Source organism: Psychrobacillus vulpis (genome assembly GCF_006861825.1).
In the GTDB taxonomy this organism is placed as follows: domain Bacteria; phylum Bacillota; class Bacilli; order Bacillales_A; family Planococcaceae; genus Psychrobacillus; species Psychrobacillus vulpis.
The window spans coordinates 14,881-37,579 of record NZ_VDGI01000014.1; the positions used below are offsets into that span (position 1 = coordinate 14,881).

At 36.0% G+C, this 22,699-nt stretch carries 23 protein-coding genes; 10 read left to right on the forward strand and 13 right to left on the reverse strand.

Annotation, left to right across the window (positions count from 1 at the left end; genetic code table 11):
* Window positions 1-21: 21 nt before the first annotated feature.
* From ntdP to mutY, 4 genes are all read right to left on the reverse strand, one after another.
* Window positions 22-561, reverse strand: a complete 540-nt coding sequence (gene ntdP, locus FG384_RS12830) for a nucleoside tri-diphosphate phosphatase (RefSeq protein WP_142643004.1) — start codon at window positions 559-561, stop codon at window positions 22-24.
* Between the two features lie 138 nt (window positions 562-699).
* Window positions 700-876 (reverse strand): gamma-type small acid-soluble spore protein, encoded by a 177-nt coding sequence (locus FG384_RS12835; protein ID WP_142643005.1) that lies wholly within the window; start codon window positions 874-876, stop codon window positions 700-702.
* A 95-nt stretch (window positions 877-971) separates the two neighbouring features.
* Window positions 972-1,718, reverse strand: a complete 747-nt coding sequence (gene fabL / locus FG384_RS12840; protein ID WP_142643006.1) for an enoyl-[acyl-carrier-protein] reductase FabL — start codon at window positions 1,716-1,718, stop codon at window positions 972-974.
* A gap of 2 nt (window positions 1,719-1,720) precedes the next feature.
* Window positions 1,721-2,785 (reverse strand): A/G-specific adenine glycosylase, encoded by a 1,065-nt coding sequence (gene mutY / locus FG384_RS12845; RefSeq protein ID WP_142643007.1) that lies wholly within the window; start codon window positions 2,783-2,785, stop codon window positions 1,721-1,723.
* A 123-nt stretch (window positions 2,786-2,908) separates the two neighbouring features.
* Here mutY and FG384_RS12850 point away from each other — a divergent pair, with 123 nt between their 5' ends.
* On the forward strand, window positions 2,909-3,889 hold the full coding sequence (locus FG384_RS12850; RefSeq protein ID WP_142643008.1) for a metal-dependent hydrolase: 981 nt from the start codon (window positions 2,909-2,911) through the stop codon (window positions 3,887-3,889).
* An 83-nt stretch (window positions 3,890-3,972) separates the two neighbouring features.
* Here FG384_RS12850 and FG384_RS12855 read toward each other — a convergent pair whose 3' ends face one another.
* Genes FG384_RS12855 through recX form a run of 3 tightly spaced genes read right to left on the reverse strand, consistent with a single transcriptional unit; the run spans window position 3,973 to window position 5,375 of the window.
* A complete protein-coding gene (locus FG384_RS12855) occupies window positions 3,973-4,239 on the reverse strand; it encodes a YfhJ family protein (RefSeq protein ID WP_142643009.1) in 267 nt (88 codons plus the stop codon).
* A gap of 1 nt (window position 4,240) precedes the next feature.
* Window positions 4,241-4,570, reverse strand: a complete 330-nt coding sequence (locus FG384_RS12860) for a YfhH family protein (RefSeq protein WP_142643010.1) — start codon at window positions 4,568-4,570, stop codon at window positions 4,241-4,243.
* On the reverse strand, window positions 4,563-5,375 hold the full coding sequence (gene recX, locus FG384_RS12865) for a recombination regulator RecX (protein WP_142643011.1): 813 nt from the start codon (window positions 5,373-5,375) through the stop codon (window positions 4,563-4,565). Before recX ends, FG384_RS12860 begins: the two co-directional genes overlap by 8 nt.
* Window positions 5,376-5,474: 99 nt before the next feature.
* Here recX and FG384_RS12870 point away from each other — a divergent pair, with 99 nt between their 5' ends.
* The 4 genes from FG384_RS12870 to FG384_RS12885 all read left to right on the forward strand — a co-directional run bounded on the left by FG384_RS12870 (window position 5,475) and on the right by FG384_RS12885 (window position 9,624).
* Window positions 5,475-6,371, forward strand: coding sequence for a TIGR01777 family oxidoreductase (locus tag FG384_RS12870; protein ID WP_142643012.1), 897 nt, complete (start codon window positions 5,475-5,477; stop codon window positions 6,369-6,371).
* A 246-nt stretch (window positions 6,372-6,617) separates the two neighbouring features.
* Window positions 6,618-7,424, forward strand: coding sequence for a polysaccharide deacetylase family protein (locus tag FG384_RS12875; RefSeq protein WP_142643013.1), 807 nt, complete (start codon window positions 6,618-6,620; stop codon window positions 7,422-7,424).
* 45 nt (window positions 7,425-7,469) lie between these two features.
* Window positions 7,470-8,846, forward strand: a complete 1,377-nt coding sequence (rlmD, locus tag FG384_RS12880) for a 23S rRNA (uracil(1939)-C(5))-methyltransferase RlmD (RefSeq protein WP_142643014.1) — start codon at window positions 7,470-7,472, stop codon at window positions 8,844-8,846.
* A 352-nt stretch (window positions 8,847-9,198) separates the two neighbouring features.
* A complete protein-coding gene (locus tag FG384_RS12885; protein WP_142643015.1) occupies window positions 9,199-9,624 on the forward strand; it encodes an SRPBCC family protein in 426 nt (141 codons plus the stop codon).
* A gap of 228 nt (window positions 9,625-9,852) precedes the next feature.
* On the opposite strand, the gene FG384_RS12890 is transcribed toward FG384_RS12885, so the two are convergent.
* From FG384_RS12890 to FG384_RS12905, 4 genes are all read right to left on the reverse strand, one after another.
* Window positions 9,853-10,281 carry a hypothetical protein gene (locus tag FG384_RS12890; RefSeq protein WP_142643016.1) on the reverse strand — a complete coding sequence of 143 codons (429 nt, stop codon included), beginning with the start codon at window positions 10,279-10,281 and terminating at the stop codon, window positions 9,853-9,855.
* A 17-nt stretch (window positions 10,282-10,298) separates the two neighbouring features.
* A complete protein-coding gene (locus tag FG384_RS12895) occupies window positions 10,299-10,781 on the reverse strand; it encodes a hypothetical protein (RefSeq protein WP_142643017.1) in 483 nt (160 codons plus the stop codon).
* 169 nt (window positions 10,782-10,950) lie between these two features.
* Window positions 10,951-12,702, reverse strand: coding sequence for a methyl-accepting chemotaxis protein (locus tag FG384_RS12900; RefSeq protein WP_142643018.1), 1,752 nt, complete (start codon window positions 12,700-12,702; stop codon window positions 10,951-10,953).
* The gene (locus tag FG384_RS12905) at window positions 12,699-13,877 is read right to left on the reverse strand and encodes an MFS transporter (protein WP_142643019.1); all 1,179 of its coding nucleotides are present in this window, start codon (window positions 13,875-13,877) and stop codon (window positions 12,699-12,701) included. The genes FG384_RS12900 and FG384_RS12905 overlap by 4 nt, the downstream gene beginning before the upstream one ends.
* A 393-nt stretch (window positions 13,878-14,270) precedes the next feature.
* Here FG384_RS12905 and FG384_RS12910 point away from each other — a divergent pair, with 393 nt between their 5' ends.
* The 3 genes from FG384_RS12910 (at window position 14,271) to FG384_RS12920 (ending at window position 18,299) form a co-directional block, all read left to right on the forward strand.
* A complete protein-coding gene (locus FG384_RS12910) occupies window positions 14,271-14,456 on the forward strand; it encodes an SE1561 family protein (protein ID WP_205961797.1) in 186 nt (61 codons plus the stop codon).
* A gap of 258 nt (window positions 14,457-14,714) precedes the next feature.
* The gene (locus FG384_RS12915) at window positions 14,715-16,244 is read left to right on the forward strand and encodes a fumarate hydratase (protein ID WP_142643021.1); all 1,530 of its coding nucleotides are present in this window, start codon (window positions 14,715-14,717) and stop codon (window positions 16,242-16,244) included.
* A 144-nt stretch (window positions 16,245-16,388) separates the two neighbouring features.
* On the forward strand, window positions 16,389-18,299 hold the full coding sequence (locus tag FG384_RS12920; RefSeq protein WP_142643022.1) for a heavy metal translocating P-type ATPase: 1,911 nt from the start codon (window positions 16,389-16,391) through the stop codon (window positions 18,297-18,299).
* Between the two features lie 730 nt (window positions 18,300-19,029).
* On the opposite strand, the gene FG384_RS12925 is transcribed toward FG384_RS12920, so the two are convergent.
* Both FG384_RS12925 and FG384_RS12930 read right to left on the reverse strand, forming a co-directional pair.
* Window positions 19,030-19,998 carry a YihY/virulence factor BrkB family protein gene (locus tag FG384_RS12925; RefSeq protein WP_240793427.1) on the reverse strand — a complete coding sequence of 323 codons (969 nt, stop codon included), beginning with the start codon at window positions 19,996-19,998 and terminating at the stop codon, window positions 19,030-19,032.
* Window positions 19,999-20,028: 30 nt separating this feature from the next.
* Entirely contained in the window at window positions 20,029-20,406 is a 378-nt protein-coding gene (locus tag FG384_RS12930) for a YtxH domain-containing protein (protein ID WP_142643024.1), read from the reverse strand.
* A gap of 205 nt (window positions 20,407-20,611) precedes the next feature.
* Here FG384_RS12930 and FG384_RS12935 point away from each other — a divergent pair, with 205 nt between their 5' ends.
* Complete coding sequence (locus FG384_RS12935; protein WP_142643025.1) at window positions 20,612-21,979, forward strand: alanine/glycine:cation symporter family protein; 1,368 nt, start codon at window positions 20,612-20,614, stop codon at window positions 21,977-21,979.
* A 66-nt stretch (window positions 21,980-22,045) separates the two neighbouring features.
* Window positions 22,046-22,267 (forward strand): DUF1128 domain-containing protein, encoded by a 222-nt coding sequence (locus tag FG384_RS12940; protein WP_142643026.1) that lies wholly within the window; start codon window positions 22,046-22,048, stop codon window positions 22,265-22,267.
* Window positions 22,268-22,699: the final 432 nt, after the last annotated feature.

Consider the following 22,699-nt stretch of genomic DNA (forward strand, 5'->3'; position numbering starts at 1 on the left):
TATATTCAACAGGTTTTTTGTCTAATCATTTAACTGTTTATAAAAATGATAACGACTTGTCCATGCCTCAATAAAATCGGGAGCAAATGGACCTCTTCTTTGCTTTATCCATGTCATTAGTTTTTCCAAATTTCTATCAAGAATAACATCAATTTCTTTTGGATAACACATTTCTTTTTTATGCTGGTCATATTCGTCTTCATCTAGAATCGTATAGGTCATGTCTGGAAAAACCTTTACGTCTAAATCATAATCGATGTACTTTAATCTCTTATTTTTATAGACAAATGGCGAACTCATATTAACGTAGTAATAGACACCATCTTCCCTAAGCATACAAATAATATTAAACCAATGTTCAGCATGAAAGTAACAAATAGAAGGTTCCCTTGTAACCCAGGTTCTACCGTCCGCCTCTATTACAAGTGTCCGTTCGTTTGCTCCAATGACAATATTTTTGGTGCCTTTTAAAACCATCGTTTCCTGCCAGACACGGTGGATACGGCCATTATGCTTGTAGCTGTGAATTTGAATAATTTCTCCTTCTGTTGGAATCGCCATGATTTAGCCACCTTTTCATCAAGCGCAAGATTGAATTTTTAACTTATTTTCTTATTATAGCAATCCATACCAAAAAACTGTAGTAAAAAAAATCAGCGAAGGCAAAATGCCCTCGCTGATTTTGGTGAATCCATGTAATTATTTTGTTTCATTAAAAGAACGATTTGCTTTTGGTCCGCTAGCTTGTTGTTTTTTCAACTCCGCTTGACGGTTTTGTCCTTTTACTTGTTGAATATCAGTTTCTGAAGCAAACTCTTGGTTTTGGTTTGGTTTTTTACTGTTATTCTTTTTCATGGATTTCACCTCCGTACACATATATCATGTGCACAACCATAAGATCTATTCATTAAAATTTTTAAATTTAGACCTTAGGTAAAGGTTGCCTCCTGCACGACTTATAATCCATTTTTTTACATTTTTATTGATCTTCCGCCATCTACAATTACCGTTTGACCACGAATCATGGAAGCGTCATCAGACAATAAGAACATTGCAGTCTTTACCATGTCCTCTATTTCCACCATTCTTCCTGCTGGAGTATTTACTCGAGCATCCTCTAACAATTCATCACGGTTTGGAAAATGTTTTAATGCATCTGTATCTAACGCTCCACCAGAAACAGTATTGACAGCAATTCCCTTTGGTGCTAATTCTACTGCTAAATATCTTGTGATCGATTCAATGGCAGCTTTTGAAACACCGACCGTCGTGTAATTTTCTAAATAGCGTATTGATCCAAGAGAACTAATGCCAAGAATTTTTCCACCTTGATCCATTAACTTCGCAGCTTCTTGAGCACCAAATAGCATTCCTTTCGCATTAATATTCATTGTCCAATCCCAATGCGATTCTTCTAGTTCCATAATCGGCCGTAATACTCCAGAAGCAGCATTACTAACAAAAATATCTAATCTGCCGAATTCTTCTTTGATTGTTTGAAACATTGCTCGTAATTTTTCAACGTCTCCTACGTTTGCTCGAACAAGAAGCGCTTTTCTTCCAAGCGCTTCTATTTCTTGTACTGTTTCGAGTGCTGCTGCTTTACTTCTAGCATAGTTTACAACAATATCGTATCCACTTTTAGCAAGCTCAATCGCAATTGCTTTTCCTAAACCTCTACTACTTCCAGTTACTAATGCTACTTTGTTTGTCGCCATATTTACAAATTCCTTTCTTTCCATGCATTCCAAATTTTCAACACTGGAACAGGCATCGGTTGATATTCTATTTCTTCTTTCGTAAACCATTTACAGTTAGCGGGAAGGTTGTTTTCTTCTATTAAAAGAGCTTCATAACTCTCCATTTCCCATACTAAATGAGAAAAAATATGTTTAAAAGCAATAATTTCTTCTGACTTTATCATACTTATTCCATAATAATGCGCAATAGTTTCTTCTACTGAATGAGAATTTGTTGGAAGCTCTACCATCGGAAACTGCCATAGATTCGCTAGCAAACCTTTCGAAGGACGCTTTTCAAGGAGAATTCGTCCATCCTTCGCTTCTACAACAATTGCCTTCATTTTATGTATTTTCGTTTTTTTATTAATCGTTTTAATTGGCAACTCTTCTTGCTTTCCTTCAAAAAACGCGGTGCAATATTCTCTTACTGGGCATAATAAGCATTTTGGTTTCGTAGGTGTACATATTACTGCTCCAAGCTCCATCAATCCTTGGTTAAATGCCGATGGGTTCTCTTTATCAATTAACTCCATTACTGCCTCTTCAAATATTTTTTTCGTTTTAGGCTTCGCGATATCTTCTTTTATTAAAAGTAGACGGGAAAGTACGCGCATAACATTCCCATCTACTGCATGCTCTGGCACTCCGTATGCAATACTTAGCACAGCTCCCGCAGTGTATGGTCCGACGCCTTTTAGTTTAGATATTTCTTTTCGGTTGGATGGAACAACACTCCCATACGATTCAACGACTTCTTTTACCCCAGCTTGTAAATTTCTTGCTCTTGAATAATAACCTAAACCTTCCCACTCTTTTAGTAATTCACCTTCCTCCGCACTCGCAAGTGATTCAAGCGAAGGATATTTTGCGATAAATCTCTCATAATAAGGAATAACCGTATCTACTTTTGTTTGTTGAAGCATTACTTCTGAAACCCAAATCTTATAAGGATCCTTTGTTTTTCTCCAAGGCAAGTCACGTTTCTCTTCTTCAAACCAAGAAACTAATGCAGTTCTAACTTCTTTTTTATATAAATCGTTCACTGTAAATTCCTTCCTTGCGATTATTGTCAATAATAATCGGGTATATAATAGTATGTACTTTGTTATTTTAATGATTTTATTTTAAGATGAAAGTAACTTGTTGTCCAAAAAGGAGCTGGTAGCATGGATACAGGTACACATATCGTTATGGGAATTGCACTCGGAGGATTAGCACTTGCTGATCCCGTAGTTGCTAGTAGTTCTCTTACTACTACTGCAGTTATTGCAGGTACTATAATCGGATCTCAAGCACCTGACATAGATACAGTTTTAAAATTGAGAAATAATGCAGTATATATTCGACATCATCGTGGAATAACACATTCCATACCTGCCGTTATACTATGGCCTTTACTTATTTCAACTGTTTTGTGGTTAATCATACCGAATGTGAACTTCCTACATCTTTGGCTTTGGACATTTTTAGCAGTTTTTCTTCATGTTTTTGTAGATATTTTCAATTCATATGGAACCCAAGCAATACGACCTTTTTCCAGGAAATGGGTAGCACTTGGTGTTATTAATACATTCGATCCTATAATTTTTGGTATGCATATTGTCGGATTATTATTTTGGATGTTTGGTGCAAATCCAGTGACAACTTTTCTTATTATGTACGCAGTCATCGTTTGTTATTATATTTTACGATTTGCGGTACAGGCTGCGGTTAGAAACGCAGTAAAACATACGATTCCAGATGCAAAACAAATCATCATCGCACCAACAATGAAGTTTTTCCAATGGCGAGTGGCAGCTTTATCAGAATCACATCATTATGTTGGACGAGCATACGGTCGGTCTATTACGATTTATGACAAATTCGAACGTGTTCCTCTTCCAGAATCGGATTTAGTAAAGGCAGCTTTATTAGATGTAAACTTAAGCGCATTTATTTCTTTTTCTCCTATCTATCGATGGGAAATCACGAAATTTGATCAATTATACGAAGTACGCTTAATCGATTTAAGGTATAGAAGTAATGACTTCTATCCTTTCGTTGCAGTAGCGCATCTAAATGAAGAACTTGAAATAGTTAATTCGTACACTGGTTGGATTTTTAGTGAAGATAAACTACGTAAAAAGTTAGATTTCATGCCTAATTAATCCGAATAGGCAAACTAACTTGAATAGCTAGATATAACTAAATGCAGAAACGCTAGGACAGTTAGATTCCTAGCGTTTTTTCATTAATTTAAAAAGTCGTCCACTTCGAGTAGATGTTTATATTTTTCATTCGTGCTAGCAAATTCATGTAACTGATGGCCGTACCCTTCAATCCACTTTTTAATAACCTTTTCAGTTACCGCTGCCCCTTTGTAGTCATAGCCAGCACGTGCATAAGATGATTCAAAGTCTGACCAGAGCAATTCAATCCAAGCTCTAGCTTTAGCGGCAGACAATTGTTCATTTTTTTCTATTAATTGTTTTGTTAATTCGTCTATTTTATCTTGCATTCTATTTCCCTTCCTTCAAAGGCATTAATAAAGAAATCGGTAAGGCTTCCTCATATTTATCTCCACCTAATCGATATCCCCAAGCAAATCTTCCTTTTAAATATTCCACTTGAAAGTACATTCCTGGGTCACCAGTAATTTGATACATCTCCCCTGGTTTAATGGATCCTGGATCTGTTAAATAAGCTTGTGCCATCGTGGCTTTTCTTTCATATACTGCATATTCATTTACAATCCCTAGTTGCTCCGCTTTCCGGGCCTTCTCTTTTAAATTTGCAATTTCTGTTCTCAATTCTTGTTCGTTCATATCACTATACTTTTTTTCACTCATTTTGCTGTTCCATCTCCTTCTTTTCTATATAAAGGTCAATATGTTCTGAGGGGAATCCTTTTTGATATAACGCTTGTTTCACTCGCTTTTTCAAATCATATCCCGAATATTTAGTTGAATACTTTCTCCAAATCTTATCACCTTGCGTGGCAATAATTGTTTCCCATTCATCCTGTTCTTTTTCCAATTCAAAAGAATCGATTGCCTGAGAAATAATCGTAAAATTATATCCTTTTCTTTGTAAAGCATCCTGCACTTTTTGTTTAATTTGTCTTGGTGTTTTGCTTTGGTTTTGATTTATTATTTTTTCAGTAAGTGTTCGTGCAATTATCAATTGCTCGTCTTCCGAGTAAGTTGCTAACACTTCTTCTTGGAGATCTTTTTCAATCCCTTTTTTCTTTAATTCTTGGCGGATTGCTGCAGGTCCCTTTTTGCTATTTTTCTTTTGCGTTGCTACTAATGCTTTTGTAAAGCTTTCGTCGTTTAAAAACCCATGCTCATATAGTTTGCGAATTGCCTCCAAAACAACTGCTTCACCAAAGTCACTCATTAGTAATTTTTTCTTTACTTCATGTTCACTTCTCATTCGGTAGCTTAAAAAGTGAATTGCTTTATTATAAGCCTTTCTTACTTCATCATCAAAGACGATTTCATCAAGCGTAAACCGTTCAATTACTTTGCCTTTTGTAAGTTGGTACTTTATCAGAACTGCTTCATCTACACTAAATGCATATTTTTCATCTAAGTATATATTGTATCTTTCATTATTGTTTTTTTGACGACCTATTTTTGTAATAATCGGCACAAATAAACCTCTCCATTCATCTTCCTACTATTATAACGTATAAGTTCATAGGTGATAACCGTTTAGCATGCTATTATACTTTTAAGGGAGGTTTGGATAATGAAAATTGCCATTACTGGTGGTACAGGTTTTGTAGGAAGGGAATTAACAAAGCTTTTAGTAAAGAATGGTCATGAAGTATTTATATTGTCTCGTACTGATAATAAAACAAGTATGGATGCGAAATATATTAAATGGCTAACAGATGATGCTAATCCTGAAAAAGACCTTGATGAGATCGATGCCATAGTCAATCTTGCAGGTGAATCGATTAATAATGGCAGATGGACAGAAAATCAAAAACAAAAGATTTTTAATAGTCGTTTGCAATCTACAAACGAAGTGCTTCGCATTATACAATCGATGCACCTTAAACCAAAAGTTCTTGTGAATGCAAGCGCAATAGGCATTTATCCAGCCTCAAACGAAAAAACCTATACTGAAAAATTTACTGAGATTGGATCAGACTTTTTAGCTAAAACAGTTCACGAATGGGAACAAACAGCCGCAACTGCAGAGCAACTAGGCATTCGCGTAGCCTATGGGAGATTTGGTATTATCCTTGGAAAGAAGGAAGGTGCATTACCTCTCATGGCACTTCCATATAAAATGTTTGTTGGTGGAACTGTTGGATCAGGTCAACAATGGGTTTCGTGGGTTCATGTAAAGGACGTTGCAAGGGCTTTATTGTTTGCAATTGAAAATGATATACACGGTGCATTCAATGTAGTGGCTCCGAATGCAAAAGTGATGAAGGATTTCGGCAAAACACTTGGAATAGTTTTAAAGCGTCCTCACTACTTACCAGTACCTGCACTTGCACTTAAAATAGCACTTGGAGACAAAAGCCAATTAGTTTTAGAAGGACAACACGTTATTCCTGAAACTTTATTGGAAAAAGGTTTTACCTTTCAATATCCTAACTTGTTAAACGCTTTAACTGATATTTATAAATGAATAAATAAAACACTCTAGCGCAACCTATCTAAAAAGAAAGGTTGCGTCAGGTTGTAGACAAAATCAGATTTCGAAAGTGGCATTTCAGACTGTCTTGAAAACGCTTGTCAGTCGAGGCGCGCCAGCATGAGGCGGAAGCGAATAGAACTTAAGTTCATGAGCTTACAACGAAGTGCAAGCAACGAAGAATGAAAGCGTTTGTCAACAGTCTGGCGCAACCTATCTAAAAAGAAAGGTTGCGTTTCTATGTGGAAATATCATGTTTTCGGTTTATTGTTTGCAGCAGTTGTAATCAGTATGGGATTCTTCTATCAACCGTTCTCTGCACAAAATGGAGAAATCCATTGGGGATTGAAAAAAGCAACAAATGAACAACCAGCAGAAGCTGGTGCAGAGCTAGATACAATGCTCGAAAGGCATGGAGCTATTTACAAAGGAGATGCGGATAAAAAAATCATTTACTTTACTTTCGATAATGGTTATGAAAACGGTTATACAGAAAGTATTTTAGATACACTAAAGGCTGAAAATATTAAAGCAACTTTCTTCTTAACAGGGCATTATTTAGAAAGTGCCACCCCACTAGTAAAAAGAATGATTGAAGATGGTCATCAAATTGGGAATCATTCATACGGGCATCCAAACTTAGCTAGGCTTTCTAAAGATGGTGTAAAAAAAGAATTACAAAAGTTTGACCAACGATTAAGTGAATTAACCTCTCTTAAAAGAACGACAGTTACGCGACCACCTGAAGGTATATTTAACGAACAAGTTTTAGAAGCAGCAAACGAAATTGGTTATCAACATATTTTTTGGTCTATAGCCTTTATTGATTGGCATAGAGATCAGAAAAAAGGTGGCAAATACGCTTATGACCAACTTATATCTCAAATTCATCCCGGGGCAATTATTTTAATGCATACTGTTTCACCTGATAATGCGGAAGGTCTCCCAATGTTCATAAAAGAAGCAAGAAAAATGGGCTATACTTTTGGAACACTCGATGAACTAAACATGAATAATCTGGATATTCCGCTTTCTTTCCAACCTTGATTAACTCCTTTATAATAGAAGGAAGATTATAAAGGACGTGAAGAAATGAAAGAACAAGCAGTGATTCAAGTAGGACAAGAATTCCCTTTAACGATAAAAAGGCTCGGAATAAACGGAGAAGGTGTTGGATTCTTTAAACGAAATGTTGTGTTCGTAAAAGGTGCTCTTCCTGGAGAAGTAGTTACAGCACAAGTGACAGAAGCTAAACCTAAGTACGCAGAAGCAATGATAAAGAAAATCCGCCAAGCTTCTCCCGACCGAGTTACTCCCCCATGCCTCATTTATGAAGCTTGTGGCGGCTGCCAATTGCAACATATGACATACGAGAGACAACTTATTGAGAAAAAAGATTTAGTCATTCAAGCACTAGAACGTTACGTAAAAGATTTAGTTCCAACGATTGAAGTAAAGCATACTATCGGGATGGAAGACCCATGGAATTATCGAAATAAGAGCCAATTTCAAGTTAGACAGCTTGGCAATAAAGTCATAGCGGGTTTATACGCTGAAAGCTCAAACAAGCTAATAGATATTAACAAATGTATCGTGCAACACCCTGTAACAACCCATATTACAAATGAAATCAAAAAACAATTACAACACCTGAACATTCCTATTTATGATGAAAAAAATCCACAAGGCATTGTTCGTACAATTGTTGTTCGTACAGGTATGAAAACTGGACAAATTCAAGTGACACTTGTTACGACAAAAAAGAAAATGCCACATAAGGAAGAATTAGTACAATTCATTCGTGCGATCGATTCTAATATTGTGTCCATTAGCCAAAACATTAATGCAGAAAAAACATCGCTTGTCTTTGGTGAAACAACATTCAATTTATTTGGAAAAGAAACGATTCATGAAAAGCTAGGAGAACTTGCTTTTGACTTATCTGCTCGTGCGTTTTTCCAGTTGAACCCAGAACAGACGGAGCATCTGTATAATGAAATTGAAAAAGCAGCTGCACTTACTGGAAAAGAAACTGTAGTAGATGCTTACTGTGGAGTCGGAACTATTGGACTCTGGCTTGCGAAAAATGCAAAAGAAGTTCGTGGAATGGACGTTATCGAAGAATCAATTCAAGATGCAAAAAGGAACGCAAAACGAAATGGCTACAGCAATACTAAATATGTACACGGTACTGCAAAAGAGTGGCTCCGAAAATGGGAAAATGAAGGCTTCGTTCCAGATGTATTAACAGTAGATCCACCACGTGCTGGCCTTGATGATGAATTATTAAAGACCATTCTTGAGATCAAACCAAAACGTTTTGTCTACACATCCTGTAATCCATCTACCTTAGCAAAGGATTTGCAACAGCTGACAAAGGTATATAACGTGAAATACATTCAACCAGTAGATATGTTTCCTCAGACATCTCATGTTGAAGCTGTTACATTGTTGGAATTGAAGAAATAAAACAAAGCCCGAGAATCGATGACCGTTTCTCGGGCTTTATGTTCGTTTTCATCTTCTAATTATTCACGATATCATGATTGCTCTCGGATAGGGTGCGGATTCTCTCGGATAAACTGTTTATTCTCTCGGATAAGGTGAGGATTCTCTCGGATAAGGTGAGGATTCTCTCGGATAGTTGTCGGTTTCTCTCGAAGAGGATTAAAATTCCAAATTACAAGTTGGGAGCAATTTTTCTACACTTCACCCAAAAAATACTACTAATTTTCAGAAAAATTTTTGATTAATAAACTCTTCTGATATATTATAAATGTGAAATATGGAAAAAATCTTATACAGAATGGTGGGAAATAGAATGACAAGTGAAAGCAATTCCAAAATAACAGTTGAAACAACAGTTCATGCTCCGGTAGAAAAAGTGTGGAAATATTGGACAGAGCCAGAACATATCAAAAAATGGAACAGTGCTTCAGATGATTGGCACACACCAATTTCTGAAAATGATCTAAGACCTGGAGGCAAATTTCTTTCCAGAATGGAAGCTAAAGATGGAAGCTTTGGATTTGATTTTGGTGGAGTGTATGATGAAGTGAAATTAAATGAGTTCATTTCTTATACTTTGGGAGATGAAAGAAAAGTAGAGATAACTTTTATCAAACAAGATAATGACACTAAGATTATAGAAGTATTTGATGCAGAAACGGTTAATTCTACCGAGATGCAACAAGCAGGCTGGCAGTCAATTTTAGATAATTTTAAAAAATACGCTGAGCAACAATAATTTTCCGAGGGTAGTCAAAACTTCATCGTTTTGACTACCCTTCTATATACTTACTCAAATAAAGAGTTTCATTTTCTGTTTTTATTATACCTTCACTAATAAATTGCTATGCTCCCTCCTTTTCAGAATCACTTTTTCCATCCTCTCTATCCTTAATTCGACCAAAAAATTGGCCCGTAAATCCATTCCTGACTTACAGGCACTTTTTAAGCTCTAGACATTATTCGTTTATGTCTTCTGACTAAATAAACCTACCATCAGTGTTAACCCAGCTACAATTGATGGAATTCCAAGAGAATTTACATTAAGCATCCAAAATGAGGTGGCCGCAAAATAATTAGTTTGTAAGAATGGAATATCTTGAGCAATTGTAAATATAACAGGATTATATAATGCAATTATTAGACATGGAACAGTCACGCACAGTGTTAAGGGCGCACTCCATCTAAACGACCATACCTTTACGAAAATCAAAGAAATATAAATTCCAAATATAAAAGGTGCAATAGATTTATACCAAACTATAGGTAGCATATTAAAGTCTGTCTGAGCATGATTTTTTATCCTCAGTTCCAAGGTGTAACTTATATATGCCAATAAAATTAAACCAATAACCCAAAATAATATCCAAATATACTTTGACCAGTTTTGGCGCATTATCTCCCCCCTTTATCCTATTTATAAGAATCTATCGATGATTTTAAAGCTCTTAGTTCATTGATTTTTCGTTTTGCAGTTTTACTAAATAAACCTACCATCAGTGTTAACCCAGCTACAATTGATGGAATTCCATGAAGGTTTACTTTCATCATCCAATATGGAAATGGCACTGAATAATTATTAGGATCTAATGAAGTGCTTTCAAATGTCGTTACAATTATTGGAAAATAACTAGCGATGATTAGAAGTGGTAGAGTCACACAAAGAATTAATGCCCAGTTCCATTTAACTAACCATACTTTGATGAAGAGTAAAGAAAGATAGATACCTAATACAAAACTAGCAATAAATTGGAACCAAATATAAGGGAGCGGACGAAATGTAGTTGCAACATGATTTTTCACTTTTATTTCCAGATCGTAACTGATAATCAATAAAGCAATCAACCCAACAGCCCATAATAACTTCCAAACATACGAAGACCAGTTTTTTCGCAAAATACATCCCCCCTTCACTAAATATTCCCTTTTGATTATCATATACATAATTGGATACATTTGTATACCTAATAAGTTGCAATATTCAGAATTTATAATCTAAAAAAAGCACTACACCTTTGTACACCTTAACTAAAAGGGTTCCATAGATATGTAGTGCTATTCCTATTTATAGCTTAAACTGTCCAATTGCTTTGTTCAGTTGTTCAGCTGATTGTTGCAATTGATTAATCGTTTGTTCTAAATTTTCCACCGTTGCAACTTGGTCATCTGCCGAAGTAGCAACGATTTTTGTTTGCTCCACTGATTCATTTACGATAGAAGTTACTTGCTCCATCGAGGCAAGTACTTCTTCCGAGCTAGCAGACATTTGCTCTGTAACAGCAGAAACGTCTTGAATTTCTTCATTTACTTTTAGAACAGATTCAAGCACTCTATTCAAATCGTCTCCAATGGATTCTACTGCTCTTGACCCAGATTGGACATCTTCCGCGCTTTTCGTCATTTCTTCTAACGCTTGCACGGTTATTGTTTGGAATCCTAGAATATGATTGCGTATTTCTTCCGCTGATTGTCTAGACATTTCTGCAAGTTTTCTAACCTCATCTGCAACTACAGCAAAGCCTTTCCCCGACTCCCCTGCTCTAGCAGCTTCAATTGCAGCATTTAACGCAAGTAAGTTCGTTTGATCTGCAATTCCTGTAATAACGGAAACCATTTCTTCGATCGATTGATATTTCTCTCCTAATTCTTTTACATGTTTTTCAGTTGTTAAAACAGAATTTTCAACGTTTTTAATCTGTTGTACTACTGTTTGTGAATCACGAACACTTGAGTTCACTAAATTCGTCATATCATTAGAAGAAGAAGCTACCGTCGTTGAAGAATCGGCAATGCGCTGAATTCCAACTGTCATTTCTTCCATTGCACTTAAAGCTTCATCATTATTTGTTTTTTGAATTTCAGAACCAGATGCAATTTTATAGATACTTTCGGCAATTTCATCATTTGATACCCGGACTGTTTTCATCACGTCATCTAAATCTCTAGAAACTTTTACAAGTGAAATTGCTGTTCCATTCATATTTGCTAATATTGTTTTTAGTTGCTCAATCGATTTCCTAAACGATTTAGCAAAGTCAGTAATTTCATTTTCTTGCTTGTGAGAAATATTAGATAATGTTTTCTCAGCACTCTTTAAATCTCCTTGAGCAAATTCAATAGAAGCACCTTGCATAAAAGTAAGTGGTTTAAGTGCATTTTTAACATATCTATATAGAAAGAATATGAGGAAAGCACTTAGCAAAATAATTGATACTAATGCAAATGGTAGTATTGTCTTTAATATATCTTGCTGGGCTTCTTTAACTTCCGTAGCAGCTGTATCAACACCCACGATTGCAATTGTTTCACCTGCATTGTTTTTTATCGGTGCATACGCAGATATATATTCCCCATAAACCTCATCCACTATAACATCTGCATAGCTACCTTCTCCGTTGATAGCGCCTTCTACTTTTTCATATTCTGTCCCTACACTAGTTTCTCCAGGCATATACACTGTAGAGTCGTTTACATCCCCAGCATCTACTAATATTGTTGCAGTTTTACCTTTTACTGGTACATCTGTCACATAAGCATACATGACTCCATTTTGAACTAACAGATCATACAACTCTGCTCGAAGTTCCCAGTATAAATCATTCTCTTCTGGATCTTGTTTAAATTCTTCATATGCAGATACGTCTATTAAGGAAGCTATATTTTGAGCGATATGCATCCCATTGTTACCCATTGTATTTTCGACTGTTTTATTTGTACTATAAATAATCACGGCACTGAAAAAAACAACAAGCAACAGAATCGCAAACATTAAGTAAAAGACAATTTTATTTCCTAGTTTCGAAGATTTTTTGTTCATATTAGTCGACCCTTCTTTTGAGGATTAGCGAAAAGAATAATACAAGAAAGAATTCCTAAAAGGATAGCTATTAATACTAAAAAACTTATCTCATCAAATAATTGAATAAAGAGTCCTCCGAAAAATGGACCGGACAGACTTCCAATACTGAAAGAAATTCCGCACATCAAATTGCCAGTTGGGAGTAGTTCCTTTGGCGTCAAATCAGCCATGTAAGAAATTCCAAGTGAAAATGTTGATCCTACAAACATTCCTGCTATGAAAAATAAAGTGCCGATAATTAGTGCTGATGTCTCAAAAAAGCTAGCCGTACCAAAAGTTAACGCACCTAAGCCTAACATGATGATCAACACTTTTCGTCTTCCTATTTTGTCGCTTAATACACCAAGAGGTAATTGTGAGACAACCCCTCCTATGGAAAATGCTGCTAATATGTATGACAAGCTCGTTATTTCAATAGCATTTCGTAGCGCATAAACAGGGTATATTGCATTTAAAGATGATTCTAAAAATCCATAACTAAACGGTGGTATAAATGCAACCCAAGCAACAGCAAAAGCTGCTCCAAAACGTTTCCACGTCCCTTCGTAAACAGGAGAACCTTTAACTATCTCTGGCTTTTCATTTTTTACGAAGAAAACAAGAACCCATGCACCTAAACAAAGAAGACTAGAAATAATAAAAGGCAAGCCTTCAAAAATTTCTACTAGTTGAACAAACAAAGGACCAACTGCAAATCCAATTCCAAAAGAAAGACCGTAAATGGCAATATTTCTTCCTAATCGATGTTGTGGAGAAAAACTAGTTATCCATGTTTGTGTAGAGAAATGAAGCGCATGATCACCAATCCCAATTAATAACCGCAAAATAAACCAAAATGCGATGCTTTTCCAGAGAGGAAAAAGTAATAATGATACAATTACGATTAGACCACCTATTATGATAATCGGCTTATATCCAAATTTTCGTAGTGGTGGCTCTATAAATGGTGATATCAATAAAGTACCGACATAGAGACCAGTCGCACTTAATCCATTCAACGTAGCACTTACTCCGTCTTGTTCAAATATAACGGAGATTAGTGGTAATAACATTCCTTGTGAAAACCCAGAAATTGATACAATAGTGACTAGTATCCAAAACCTTCTTCTTTCAACTTCTGTAAATTGCTTCATACACTACCTCTTTACTATTTCAATATCGTTATAACAAGTAGTGTATCAAACAATCCCTTTACTTTATATAGAAATTTCATCAACAAAAGGCCCAGTCGGATCTACATGAGATTTGACTGAGCCCTTTATACATAACTATTATCCTTTAGAGTACTCATAATTGCATTTGCGGCGACTATGCCGGTGAAATGTCTGAACCCCCTCCTTCTATTGATTGAATTGGTTTCGACTATTCACTACGGCCTCCCTTCTATGTATGGGTTATTAGTACTTTAACACATACTATAAATAAAGTAAATATTCAAAATAAACAAATGATTAAAATAACTCTTTAGACCTATCTTTTCTATGTCATTTCCATTATTCTTATTATATAAAGTGAGGTGTTATTCTGTGGGTAAACAAATTTCAAATCCAGAACAACAAGTATCTTATTTAAAAGATCGATTACAGATGTTTTTAGAAGTACTAGAAACAATTGAACCTGAAACGACTGAATTAGAAGATATCGACCGTCTTATTCAAATGATGGATGATTTAGAATTAAAAATGGAGCAGTTTAAAAACACAAAAGAGTAGCTTTCAAACGGTTAACAAAACTTTTTTGTGATGAGTATACGCACGAATAGTGTGCCTTCATGTAAACTGTTGAAAAAACAGTTCTATTCGTTTCCACCTCGTGAAACAAGCGTTTCTATGTTTGTCACAAACAGTTACCTTTGTAAATAGAGATCGATTCAATCTAAGAGCAGCTTACGAGCTGCTCTTTTTTTCATGTAAAGAAAATAGTATACTTGTAATGTTTATTACTTACATATCTAAAGGAGCGTTTACACCATGCAATTGGAGCAGTTAGAAAAGAGTATTTATGACTTAATTACTGAAACATCTACTAATTTACCAAAAGACGTACGACGTGCTATTAAAAAAGCGAAAGCAGCAGAAAATGCCGGTACACGTGCGGCTATGAGTCTAGATACAATTACGAACAATATTCAAATGGCAGATGACAAAGTATCACCTATTTGCCAAGATACTGGTTTACCAACATTTAAAATTAAAACACCAGTTGGCGTAAACCAACTAGAGATAAAAGAAGCTATTAAAAGAGCAATTGTTACTGCTACAAAAGATGCTAAGCTTCGTCCTAACTCTGTCGATTCATTAACTGGAGCAAATAGTGGAGACAATCTTGGTGAAGGTATCCCTGTGATTAAATTCGATCAATGGGAAAAAGACTATATTGAGATGAAGCTCATCTTAAAAGGTGGCGGATGTGAAAACAAAAACATTCAATATAGTTTACCAACTGAGCTAGAAGGCTTGGGTCGTGCAGGTCGTGACTTAGATGGTATCCGAAAATGTATTTTACATTCTGTTTACCAAGCACAAGGACAAGGTTGTTCGGCAGGCTTCATCGGTGTAGGTATTGGAGGAGATCGTTCTTCTGGTTACGATCTTGCAAAAGAACAACTATTCCGTCATGTGGAAGATACAAATTCTAACCCAGACCTTGCTAAATTAGAAGAGTATATTGTAGAAAAAGCAAATACATTAGGAATCGGAACAATGGGGTTCGGTGGAGAAGCAACTTTACTTGGATGTAAAATTGGCGTAATGCACCGTATTCCTGCTAGCTTCTATGTATCTGTCGCGTACAATTGTTGGGCATACCGTCGTATGGCTATTAATATTAATCCTACTTCTGGAGAAATAATCGAATGGCATTACCAAGATGGAGAAAAAATCGAATTTAAAGAAAATACGAATGAAGAAGCTCCTAAAAAAGTAGTAGAATTACAATCTCCTATTTCAGAGGAACAAATTCGTTCATTAAAAGTTGGTGACGTTGTTTCTATTACTGGTCGAATGTTTACTGGCCGTGATGCCATTCACCATCACTTAATGAGTAACGATGCACCTGTTGATTTAAATGGTCAAATCATTTATCACTGTGGTCCAGTTATGCAAAAAGATGAAGAAGGTAACTGGCATGTAAAAGCTGCAGGGCCAACAACCTCTATTCGAGAAGAACCATACCAAGGAGATATTATGAAAAAGTTTGGTATCCGTGCGGTTATCGGTAAAGGTGGGATGGGACCAAAAACACTTGCTGCATTAGAAGAACATGGTGGAGTATATTTAAATGCAATTGGTGGTGCAGCTCAATATTATGCGGACTGTATTAAAGGCGTAGATGGCGTCGATTTAATGGAGTTTGGTATTCCAGAAGCAATGTGGCACTTACGTGTAGAAGACTTCACAGCTGTAGTAACAATGGACTCTCATGGTAACAGCCTACATGCAGATGTTGATAAATCATCATTAGAAAAATTAGCTAACTATAAAGAGCGTGTTTTTAACTAATCGAATTAATTGACTTGTAATCACTTCTAAATTACAATAATTATAAAGTAGTAACGAATATAAAATGGATTTCCTACCGGGAATCCATTTTCGTTGTTTTATAGGGTTATTAATAGTGAAATTCATTATCAGGGAGGGAATGACATGTCAACAATTCGAAATTCGCCAGGAAAACAATCTTTCTACCAATCTTTAGTTTCTCATATCGAATTACTAGCAGCTCTTTTATCTGGAGTATTCATATTAATCGCCTGGTTCATCGGCAAACAGGGCGAGGAATCAGTCTCCATCATTTTTTATTTAATGGCATTTGTTATCGGTGGATTTGCTAAAGCAAAAGAAGGAATTAAAGCTACGATTGAAGATAAAGAGTTAAATGTAGAAATGCTAATGATCTTAGCTGCTGTAGGGTCGTCCATTATCGGATATTGGACAGAGGGCGCTATTCTGATTTTCATCTTCGCTGTCAGTGGTGCACTTGAAACATATACGATGAATAAAAGTCGAAAAGAAATTTCTTCTCTTATGAAATTGCAGCCTGAAGAAGCTTGGAGACTAAATGAAGATGGGTCAACAACTCGTGTATCTATAAGAGAACTTGCATTAAAAGATCAGTTAGTTGTAAAACCTGGAGAACGAATTCCTGCAGACGGAGTCGTTCTAAGTGGTACAACTGCTATCGATGAATCAGCAATTAGCGGTGAATCCATACCTGTTAATAAACAAATAAATGACGAACTATATGCTGGAACTGTAAACATAAGTGGCGTTATTACAATGGAAATGACAAAAACTAATGAGGAATCACTATTCCAGAAAATTATTAATCTTGTTCAAACCGCTCAAGATGAAAAATCTCCAGCACAACAATTTATAGAAAAATTTGAAGGAACTTATGTAAAATTTGTTTTACTAGGCGTTGCTATCATGATGTTCCTCCCTCATTATTTGCTTGGATGGGATTGGACTACGACATTATATCGCGCAATGGTTTTATTAGTTGTAGCATCTCCATGTGCACTTGTAGCATCTATTATGCCAGCAACATTAGCAGCCATTTCGAACGGAGCAAAAAACGGAATTTTGTTTAAAGGCGGCATTCATTTAGAAAATATAAGTGAAATGAGAGCCATCGCGCTTGATAAAACAGGTACTTTGACACAAGGGAAGCCAGTAGTTACAGATTTCTTTGTTCGAGAAGGGTTAGATCGAATGTCAACTCTTACCACTTTAGCTGCAATGGAAGCACAGTCGAATCACCCATTAGCGCAAGCTATTTCATTGTACGCTAGGTCTGAAGGTATTGGTCAGCTTCCTCTTATTCATATAGAGGATAAACCTGGATTCGGCTTACAAGCAACGATAAACGACCAAACAATCCTTGTTGGTAAACCTGACTTCGTCAATAAAGAAGATGCTTTTACTTTCCATGATGGTATTGCTACTAAACTAGCAGATGAAGGGAAAACAATTATCTTTATGAGAGATGAATTTGGTATAGCAGCGGCTGCAGCTTTAAAAGATACAGTACGTGAAGAAGCAAAAGAGGCAATTAAGCTACTACAATCTCTAGGGATTAAAACAGTCATGCTAACTGGAGACAATGAAAAGACAGCTAGTGTAATCGCGAAAGAAGCAGGAATCGACCAGTACATTGCAGAATGTTTACCTGAAACTAAAGTTGAACATATGAAAGTATTATTAAAAGAGTATAAATTCGTTGGAATGGTCGGAGACGGGATAAATGACGCTCCTGCTCTAGCAACTGCTACTACTGGGTTTGCTATGGGAGAAGGTACGGATGTGGCACTCGAAACTGCGGATGTTGTTCTAATGAAGAGTGATTTATCTAAAATTGCATATGCAATTAAAATGTCTCGTAAAATGCAGAGAATTGTAAAACAAAATATTGTATTTTCTCTCTCGGTCATTGCTTTATTAATAATCTCAAACTTTCTTCAAGCCGTAGATTTACCTTTAGGAGTTATAGGTCATGAAGGAAGCACAATTCTAGTAATTTTAAATGGATTAAGAATGCTTAATAGAAATATATAAAAGCAGAGAAGCTAAACTAGCTTCTCTGCTCAGACTCTCTAGACAAACTTAAAGAAATTTAAGTTTGTCTATATTTTTTTCCGCGGAGGGCTTGAGCGTCCTTGATCGCTATGCTCGAGGTCACAGAAAAATTGTCATCCTAATAATTTTCTCTCAAATAGTCGCTGAAGAATTTAGCGCTTTGGCATTCGCTTTCCGCGGGCGAGCGACGAGCCTCCTCCTTCGCTACGCTTTCGTGCGGGGTCTCGTCTGTCTCGCTTTTCCCGCAGGAGTCTCATGCGACGCGCTAAATTCTTTTAAATAAAATACAACAAATAGTTCCTACAAAAGATACTAATTTCTAGTTTTTCAGTTGCTTTTCTTTCCCGTTGTCTCAGTCTCCTCGCTCGCTGCGGGGTCTTCGACTAACGCTTTTCCCGCAGAAGCGTCGCCTTATTCAACGATTTTCTAGAAATGAAAAAGTCCCTATAATTCGACGTTGCCTGATGAGGTTGTCCAATATCCAATACATTAGAAAATTCATCCTAATAAATTTCTCCCAAATAGTCGGTGATAGAATTTAGCGCTTTGGCATTCGCTTTCCGCGGGCGAGCGACGAGCCTCCTCCTTCTCTACGCTTTCGTGCGGGGTCTCGTCTGTCTCGCTTTCCCGCAGGAGTCTCATGCGACGCACTAAATTCTTTCCACTATTTTTTCGAGCGTGTCTAAACAGTAAAAGCAGAGAAGCTAACCTAGCTTCTCTGCTCTTTTTTTTCCAATGCAATCTTTCGTTCTTGCATTACTGCATTTACTTGTCCACCAACTAACAAAATAATTCCTGTAAGATATAGCCATAACATAAGAACGATTATTCCTCCAATACTTCCATAAGTAGAGGAATAACTTGCAAAGTTGCTAACATAATAAGAGAATCCAAGAGATACTATGATCCAACCTAATGTGGCAAAAGCTGCTCCTGGAAAAATACTTCTTAAAAACAACTTTTTGTTTGGCACAATCCAATATAAAGCAGATAAGATTAGAAAAATAAGTAGGGGACTGATTGTCCACCTTAAACTATTCCATAATCTAACAAATCCTTCTTCAAAACCAAAATAAGAAAATAGTATTGTACCGATTTGTTTACCAAACACTGGAAGCACTAATGCTACTATAAGCAATATAATCATTAGTAATGTAAAAACTATTGATAATCCTCTGACGATAAACATTGGCCGTGTTTCATCCAAATTATACGATCTATTTAAAGACTTCACTATCGCATTCATTCCATTTGAAGCGGACCAGATTGTACCGATAATTCCAATGGACAATAGTCCCCCATTTCGATTAGCTAAAGTATCTGAAATAGTTCCTTCAATAAGAATATATACATCCTTTGGAGCATAATTTTCAAGAAAGCGAAATACTTGTGCTTCGTCCAAATTTAAATATGGCAATAAAGTAAAGATAAAAATAATCATTGGAAATAAAGATAAAAGAAAGAAATAAGCCAACTGTGCACCTAGACCTGTAATGTCGGTTTTCTGAATATGTAAAATTAAATGTTTAAAATAACCTGTCCATGTAGTTAAATCTTGATGCTCAGAAGTATTTATCTCTTTCTTTTTTATATGTAAAAATTTTAGTCTGTCGTACCAACTAATAGAGGATGAAGCATTTTGTTCTTGTAATTGTTCTTTTGAACTTTTATCTTTCACTTCATCCCCTCCTTTATTCATTTTGTTTACTTACTGCTTAACAATTGAACTATCATCAGCATCAGGTACTACAAGCGATTTGTATTCTTCTTTGGATTGAACAAATGCATCTTTCGTTTCAGTTAGCAACGTCTTAACTTGAGGTGTAATCTCTTTCACTTCATTTACTTTTTGCGATAAGTATGTCGCATCTGAGGCAAATTGATCGTACAGAGATTTCCATTTTGTTACTTGCTCTTCTATTGTAGTTTTTAACTCTTGTCTATTTTTACAGTAATATTGTATTTGATTACCTACATATCTTGTCTTACTAGCTACAGAATCTCTCGTCTTTCTATCCATCATAGTCAATGCACCACCTACAAGTGCGCCATATACAATACCCTTTAATAACTTACTTTCACTCATCATCTAACCTCCATGTTTTATTGTATATGTATATAATTATACCCGTGACTTGACGGAATAAAACAAATTATTTCAAATTCGACAAAATAGTCTTGACTATATGACGGAATTTTATGAATATTAGTAACAAGGGGAAAATAAATAGAAAGGGTAGAGATGTTCACGTTGTAGTTTATTAGAAATATATTATTGGGGGTAGGAATGAATGGAAAAACTGAATGAGTTTTTAGGAAGTGTTTCATCTTTTTTGTGGGGTATTCCACTACTTGTTTTAATAGTTGGTACAGGTATATATTTAACTATTCGTGTAGGTTTTTTACAAGTGAGACTATTACCTACAGCTTTAAGACTAGTATTCTCTAAAAAGCATGATAAAACTGCTGAAGGAGATATTACTCAATTCCAAGCACTTACAACAGCGCTAGCTGCAACAGTTGGTACTGGAAATATCGTAGGTGTTGCTACTGCAGTTGTACTTGGTGGACCAGGTGCAGTATTTTGGATGTGGTTCTCCGCTTTCTTCGGTATGGCAACTAAATATAGTGAAGCTATTTTAGCAGTAAGATTTCGTGTAAAAGATGCAAAGGGACAAATGGCTGGTGGTCCAATGTATTATTTAGAACATGGACTGAAGCAAAAATGGTTAGCTGTGTTATTTGCAGTTTTCGGTGCAATTGCAGCATTTGGTATTGGAAATGGAACGCAATCTAACTCGGTTGCTGGTGTAGTAAAATCGACATTCGGATTAGATACTTGGATTACTGGAGCTGTACTTACTATATTTACTGCACTTGTTATTCTTGGTGGAATTAAATCTATTGGTAATGTAACCGCAGTTTTTGTACCTATTATGGCATTATTTTATTTATTAGCGGGTTTAATCGTTATGGTTATGAACATTACTGCAATTCCAGATGCATTTGCAACCATTTTTAAAATGGCATTTTCCGGAGAAGCTGCTGCAGGTGGTGCAATTGGTGCCGCTATCCGTTATGGTATTGCTCGTGGGGTATTCTCCAACGAAGCTGGTTTAGGATCTGCACCTATTGCTGCTGCTGCTGCAAAAACAGATCTTCCAGGACGTCAAGCACTTGTTTCGATGACACAAGTATTTTTAGATACATTCCTAATTTGTTCGATTACAGGTATTACGATTGTAATGTCTGGAATGTATAAAGATACTAGTCTAGCAGCAAATGAGTTAACTTCTGCATCATTTGGACATTTCCTAGGAGACTTTGGTCCATATGTTGTAGCAATTGGATTAATTTTCTTTGCTTCATCTACTATTTTTGGTTGGGCTTATTATGGGGAAAAGTGTTTCCAATACTTATTTAAAAATCCATCCTTATTAATTATATATCGTATTGCATTCGTTATTATGGTATTCATCGGTTCTGTTGTATCATTAGACTTAATCTGGACGTTCTCAGATATTACAAATGCTTTAATGGCCATTCCGAACTTAATCGGATTACTCGGACTTTCTGGTGTAATTGTGTATGAAACAAAACGAATTTCGGATAAGTTAAAAGAGGAGAAAGAAGCTGCAAAAGCAGCTAAATCTAATTAATAATTGACAATCCATCTGTAGCGTGAAATGATAAACTTCTAATGTATGAAAGGTAGGAACATATAAATGAATTTATCACAACCGTCTGTTGAAAATATTACGTATATGATTGAAACTATAAAAGAAAAGCTTCGTATGGTAAATGTAGATGCTATGAAATCTGAGGATTTTAATGCAACGCAGTATGAAGATCTTGTTTATTTATACGAAATGGTTCAAAAAAGAGACTCCTTTAGTCCTAGTGAAATGCAAGCGATTGCTGCTGAGCTAGGTAACTTACGAAAATAAGAGAAGTGAAAATGTCGTATTCTTCGCTTGTTCGCTTTCGGTTCTCTTTGGACGAAATGATCGCTACATTATTACAGTAAATCAATCGAGAAGGGAAGTGACCGAGTCACTTCCCTTCTTGCTTTATCAGTATCTGTCTAGTTGAGGTAAAAAAACAGGAACTTCAACAATCCCTCACTCTATACTACTTTTTCATCTCTAGAAAATCGTTGAAAAGGCGATACTCCTACGGGAATAGCGTTAGCATAAGACCCCACCGCGAAGCGAGGAGGCTGAAGCAACGCCCGTGGAAAGGGAGGCCACTGAAAAACTCAAAATTATTATTTTTATAGGAACTATTTGCTGTATATCATTCAAAGAATTTAGCGCGACGCATGAGACTCCTGCGGGAAAGCGAGACAGACGAGACCCCGCACGAAGCGAAGCGTAGGA

Excerpts from the sequence above, each read along its gene's own strand:
- ntdP (WP_142643004.1), bottom strand. The coding sequence starts at position 561 with ATGGCGATTCCAACAGAAGGAGAAATTATTCAAATTCACAGCTACAAG.
- FG384_RS12835 (WP_142643005.1), bottom strand. The coding sequence starts at position 876 with ATGTGTACGGAGGTGAAATCCATGAAAAAGAATAACAGTAAAAAACCA.
- fabL (WP_142643006.1), bottom strand. The coding sequence starts at position 1,718 with ATGGCGACAAACAAAGTAGCATTAGTAACTGGAAGTAGTAGAGGTTTA.
- FG384_RS12850 (WP_142643008.1), top strand. The coding sequence starts at position 2,909 with ATGGATACAGGTACACATATCGTTATGGGAATTGCACTCGGAGGATTA.
- FG384_RS12855 (WP_142643009.1), bottom strand. The coding sequence starts at position 4,239 with ATGCAAGATAAAATAGACGAATTAACAAAACAATTAATAGAAAAAAAT.
- FG384_RS12860 (WP_142643010.1), bottom strand. The coding sequence starts at position 4,570 with ATGAGTGAAAAAAAGTATAGTGATATGAACGAACAAGAATTGAGAACA.
- FG384_RS12870 (WP_142643012.1), top strand. The coding sequence starts at position 5,475 with ATGAAAATTGCCATTACTGGTGGTACAGGTTTTGTAGGAAGGGAATTA.
- FG384_RS12875 (WP_142643013.1), top strand. The coding sequence starts at position 6,618 with ATGTGGAAATATCATGTTTTCGGTTTATTGTTTGCAGCAGTTGTAATC.
- rlmD (WP_142643014.1), top strand. The coding sequence starts at position 7,470 with ATGAAAGAACAAGCAGTGATTCAAGTAGGACAAGAATTCCCTTTAACG.
- FG384_RS12885 (WP_142643015.1), top strand. The coding sequence starts at position 9,199 with ATGACAAGTGAAAGCAATTCCAAAATAACAGTTGAAACAACAGTTCAT.
- FG384_RS12890 (WP_142643016.1), bottom strand. The coding sequence starts at position 10,281 with ATGCGCCAAAACTGGTCAAAGTATATTTGGATATTATTTTGGGTTATT.
- FG384_RS12900 (WP_142643018.1), bottom strand. The coding sequence starts at position 12,702 with ATGAACAAAAAATCTTCGAAACTAGGAAATAAAATTGTCTTTTACTTA.
- FG384_RS12905 (WP_142643019.1), bottom strand. The coding sequence starts at position 13,877 with ATGAAGCAATTTACAGAAGTTGAAAGAAGAAGGTTTTGGATACTAGTC.
- FG384_RS12915 (WP_142643021.1), top strand. The coding sequence starts at position 14,715 with ATGCAATTGGAGCAGTTAGAAAAGAGTATTTATGACTTAATTACTGAA.
- FG384_RS12920 (WP_142643022.1), top strand. The coding sequence starts at position 16,389 with ATGTCAACAATTCGAAATTCGCCAGGAAAACAATCTTTCTACCAATCT.
- FG384_RS12930 (WP_142643024.1), bottom strand. The coding sequence starts at position 20,406 with ATGAGTGAAAGTAAGTTATTAAAGGGTATTGTATATGGCGCACTTGTA.
- FG384_RS12935 (WP_142643025.1), top strand. The coding sequence starts at position 20,612 with ATGGAAAAACTGAATGAGTTTTTAGGAAGTGTTTCATCTTTTTTGTGG.
- FG384_RS12940 (WP_142643026.1), top strand. The coding sequence starts at position 22,046 with ATGAATTTATCACAACCGTCTGTTGAAAATATTACGTATATGATTGAA.